Consider the following 3,998-nt stretch of genomic DNA (forward strand, 5'->3'; position numbering starts at 1 on the left):
AGCGAAGCACCGAAGCGAAGCGCAGTGCGGAATGCCCCGACCCTTGCGTCAGCAAGGGGCACGCCCAAAAAATCAATTTAATTTTTTAGACTTAATGTAGATAAAATAAGCACAGCAATGTAGATTTGCAAAAATGTCTAATACTTTTGTTATCGTAGGTCTTGGAAATATTGGGGAAGAATACACATGCACACGCCATAACGTAGGTTTTATGGCAGTAGATAAACTAGCACAGCAAAAAGAAGCCCAATTTGTTCTAAATAGATATGCTTATACCACTGAAATTACGTACAAAGGCCGCTTATTTATTTTAGTTAAGCCCACTACTTACATGAATTTAAGTGGTAAAGCAGTTAATTACTATGTTCAACAAGCTAAAATCCCTCTATCTAATCTCTTAATTATTACAGACGATATTTCTTTGCCCGTAGGTAAAATACGCATCCGCAAAAAGGGCAGCGATGGCGGACATAACGGTCTGAAACATATACAAGCTACATTAGGTACGGAAGAGTATCCAAGAGTACGCATAGGCATCGGAAAAAATTTCTCCAAAGGAAAACAAGCCGAATACGTACTTAGCCCCTTTGAGAACGAAGAGATACCAGCTATCCAAAAAGCACTGGACCTTATGCCCGAAATAATTTTAAATTTTGGTCTTTTAGATATAGACAAACTGATGAGTTTGTACAACAAGTAAAAGTCAGTTCGTTACCAAATTACTTGCGACAATTTTTTTGACTTTTTTAATACAAATGTGCTTGTGGATGCGTTTCAAATAAGGCAAATTTTTGCTTTTGCCATACCGATACACCGCTTTGGGACCTCCGCCATATTCTAGCAAGGCTAAATCGTAATCTCCGTTATATTTTTTGAGCAGATAGCTCATCATACGGCAGTATAAAACCACTTGAACTTTGGGATCATCTCTCCAAGTACGTTTTTCTTCTGCGGTTTTGCAATACGATTCAGCAACATAAGGTAAAAATTGAAATAAACCTATACATCCCGCAGAAGAAACTGCTTTGTAATTAAAATTACTCTCTAGATAAGCATGACTTAAAGCAAAATCAGGATCTATGCCGTATTTAGTTGTTTCAGAAACAATAAAATCCTGAATAGAATATGAGTTAGTTGATATCAAATTTGGGCGAGGTAGAAGGACTTTACAAGGTCCTTCCGCAGCCTGTACCTGAACAATCAAAAATGCACTAGCTAATACAGCTTTGCTCAAACTCTTTTTCAGTCCCATATCCTATCAATTTTTGCAGACCGCTATCATCAATAATCATGCCATTTAATTATGATAAAAAATTAGCTGTTACCCACCTGTCATGATTGGATATATCCTTGTGAATCTGTACATTCTTCAATCCCATATTTAGATATAGTTTTTTTACCTCATAAGCATAGCTTTGATGCACTTCTGTAACCAGAGGTACAGGTACATGCTTTGCCCGTAAAGCGATTGCTTCATAAAAAAGCAGCGGATTATTATCAGGTACGAACAATGCTAAATAAGGCTCATAATCTACAACATTTTTTGACAAAGCGGCTTTTTCTTGCCAAGGAATATAAGGTGGATTAGAAATAACACAATCAAAATTTGAAAAAGCAGTTTCTATGGGAGATTGAAATAAATCTTGCTGTAAAAAATGCACTTTTACTTGGTTCTGAATAGCATTGTGTTCTGCTACTTCAATTGCCGCAGGACTAATTTCCCACGCATACACTTCCAAGCTCGGCAATTTTTTTTTAAGAGTTATGGCAATACAACCGCTTCCTGTTCCTATATCCAATAATTTTCGGTATGAACCACAGGCATCTGGCTTAATTTTGTTTATCAGCCATTCTACCATTTCTTCCGTTTCTGGGCGTGGAATGAGTACACTTTGATTAACATAAAACTCTAAGTCAAAAAAATAAGCTTTTTGTAAGATATATTGCAAAGGCTCATACTTTTGTAGGCGCGATTTTATTTGTTGGTATTCGCTCCACTTCTCATCGTTAAGTTCATAAACAAAAACGGGGGAGTAAGGCTTTTGAGTAACGTACTCAATTACCTGCCTTGCTATCGCATCACACTCACTGGCTGAATAAAGACACAAAATATCGCTAACCAAATCCTTCTTAATCTCAAGCCCTGATAAAACCACTTTACCTAAAAGTCATCCTCGTCTTTATCCTCATCACTGCTACCTCCGCCTGCTATACCTATCAAAAAAGTAATGATAATAGCTATTCCCGAAAGTATAAAAGCAATGCTGTTCGATATACTTGACCAAAAAGATTTTTTTGTTGGTTTTTCGTCTATCATAAAGCTTACTCCCCCTTACAATATCTCTAAGTTTTATACGATAAAATTACAAAAGGGTTTCAAATTATTTCAAGGAATGCAAAAAACTAAACCAAAAACATCTTACGTTTTGTTTTATCGTACCAAAAAACGCCCACATATATCATGATTAAAAACATTTTAATCCCAAACTGACCTACAATATGCCACTCTTTTATCGGCACATAAAAAAGTAAGGCAATAAAACCTATTGTTATCAAAAAATATCTGATGAAGGTAGTCAAATTATAGGGAACAGAATAAAATTTTTGTCCAAAATAATAGCTCAATGTCATCATAGTGCCGTAGCTTATTACTGTGGCATATACGCTTGCCATCATGCCCCAGATAGGGATACCTATAAAGTTGATGAGTATAGTCAAAAGTGCGCCGACCAAAGAAATATAGACAGCCCATTCGGTTTTTTGCGTAATTTTATACCACACAGATAAGTTGTAATATATTCCCAAAAAAGCATTAGCCAATAGCAAAATAGGCACAATATGTAGCCCTGAACGAAAATTCCTTCCCAATAAAAGACCTATTTCATCTAAAAAAGCTGTTACAAAAACACAAATAAAAAATACAGCAGGTATAAAATAGTCCATAATTTTTCTATATGTTTCTTTGGCATCTTCTTCTGTGGATTTTTTGAAGTAAAAAGGTTCAGCGCCGTATCTAAATGCTTGTACAGCTAAACTGACAAAAATTGAAAGCTTGTAACACGCTCCATAAATTCCTACGACTTCATCGTTACTTAGCCCAGGATAAAAGCCTTGTGGCAAGTACCGTTTGAGTAGTATCCTATCTAAATTCTCATTGACCATACCTGCCAAACCTGAAATGAGCAGCGGGCTGCCATACCTCAACATTGAAGGTATCCAAGACAATTTGAAACTAAATCTTTTAGGAAAAGTCAAAGGGAACAAAACTAAAACCGTAAATAAAGAAGCAACTACATTTGTAATAAAAATGTACTCTACGCCTTTTTTGAGATAGCCCACAAAATAAAGATTTAGCGCAATATTGAGCAGAATATTTGCAAAGCGAATACTTACAAACAAAGCAACTTTTTCCTGCCTACGTAACCATGCAAATTGTATTGCTGAAATAGTGTCAAGCGCTAGTAGGATAGCAAGATAAACTATGTATTGAGGATGTGCTTCGTAGGATAGTCCGCTTGCTATTGGTTTTGAAAAGACAATTAAAACGGTAGTCAGTGCAGTTGAAGTAAGTGTAATTAACATAAAGATAGTTCCATACACATCGTTGAGATTATATTCTTTTTTAGTGCTGAACCGAAAAAATGTAGTTTCCATGCCATAGCTGTATATTATCAGCATAAAGCTCATGTATGCCATTAGGTCGGTTACGATGCCGTACTCGGAAGGTTCTAATACGCGTGTGTATAAAGGAACAAGCAAATAATTCAGTAAACGCCCTAATAAGCTGCTTATGCCATAAAAAGCCGTTTGAGAGAGCAATTTTTGAAGTGCCTTAGTCATTTTTGCAAAAATAAAAACATCCCAACAAAGGATTATTTTTTGAGGGACTTTTTGAACTTGGATTTTATTTCTGAAAGATAATTTAATTTTTTGGGCGTGCCCCTTGCTAACGCAAGGGTCGGGGCATTCCGCACTACGCTTCGCTTCGGTGCTTCGCT

The 3,998-nt window shown here is 36.2% G+C and carries 5 protein-coding genes; 1 reads left to right on the top strand and 4 read right to left on the bottom strand.

Features of this window, described 5'->3' with window-relative positions:
* The first annotated feature begins 133 nt into the window (after positions 1-133).
* The gene (gene pth, locus NZ519_12855) at positions 134-700 is read left to right on the top strand and encodes an aminoacyl-tRNA hydrolase (GenBank protein ID MCS7029644.1); all 567 of its coding nucleotides are present in this window, start codon (positions 134-136) and stop codon (positions 698-700) included.
* 3 nt (positions 701-703) lie between these two features.
* Here pth and NZ519_12860 read toward each other — a convergent pair whose 3' ends face one another.
* From NZ519_12860 to NZ519_12875, 4 genes are all read right to left on the bottom strand, one after another.
* Complete coding sequence (locus NZ519_12860) at positions 704-1,252, bottom strand: lytic transglycosylase domain-containing protein (GenBank protein MCS7029645.1); 549 nt, start codon at positions 1,250-1,252, stop codon at positions 704-706.
* A 49-nt stretch (positions 1,253-1,301) separates the two neighbouring features.
* Positions 1,302-2,108: a peptide chain release factor N(5)-glutamine methyltransferase gene (prmC, locus tag NZ519_12865; protein ID MCS7029646.1), complete on the bottom strand. Its 807-nt coding sequence runs from the start codon at positions 2,106-2,108 to the stop codon at positions 1,302-1,304.
* Positions 2,109-2,161: 53 nt separating this feature from the next.
* Positions 2,162-2,317, bottom strand: coding sequence for a hypothetical protein (locus NZ519_12870; GenBank protein MCS7029647.1), 156 nt, complete (start codon positions 2,315-2,317; stop codon positions 2,162-2,164).
* 86 nt (positions 2,318-2,403) lie between these two features.
* On the bottom strand, positions 2,404-3,840 hold the full coding sequence (locus NZ519_12875; GenBank protein ID MCS7029648.1) for an oligosaccharide flippase family protein: 1,437 nt from the start codon (positions 3,838-3,840) through the stop codon (positions 2,404-2,406).
* Positions 3,841-3,998 lie beyond the last annotated feature (158 nt).

This window comes from Bacteroidia bacterium, assembly GCA_025056095.1.
GTDB lineage: Bacteria > Bacteroidota > Bacteroidia > JANWVE01 > JANWVE01 > JANWVE01.

Excerpts from the sequence above, each read along its gene's own strand:
- pth (MCS7029644.1), top strand. The coding sequence starts at position 134 with ATGTCTAATACTTTTGTTATCGTAGGTCTTGGAAATATTGGGGAAGAA.
- NZ519_12860 (MCS7029645.1), bottom strand. The coding sequence starts at position 1,252 with ATGGGACTGAAAAAGAGTTTGAGCAAAGCTGTATTAGCTAGTGCATTT.
- NZ519_12870 (MCS7029647.1), bottom strand. The coding sequence starts at position 2,317 with ATGATAGACGAAAAACCAACAAAAAAATCTTTTTGGTCAAGTATATCG.
- NZ519_12875 (MCS7029648.1), bottom strand. The coding sequence starts at position 3,840 with ATGACTAAGGCACTTCAAAAATTGCTCTCTCAAACGGCTTTTTATGGC.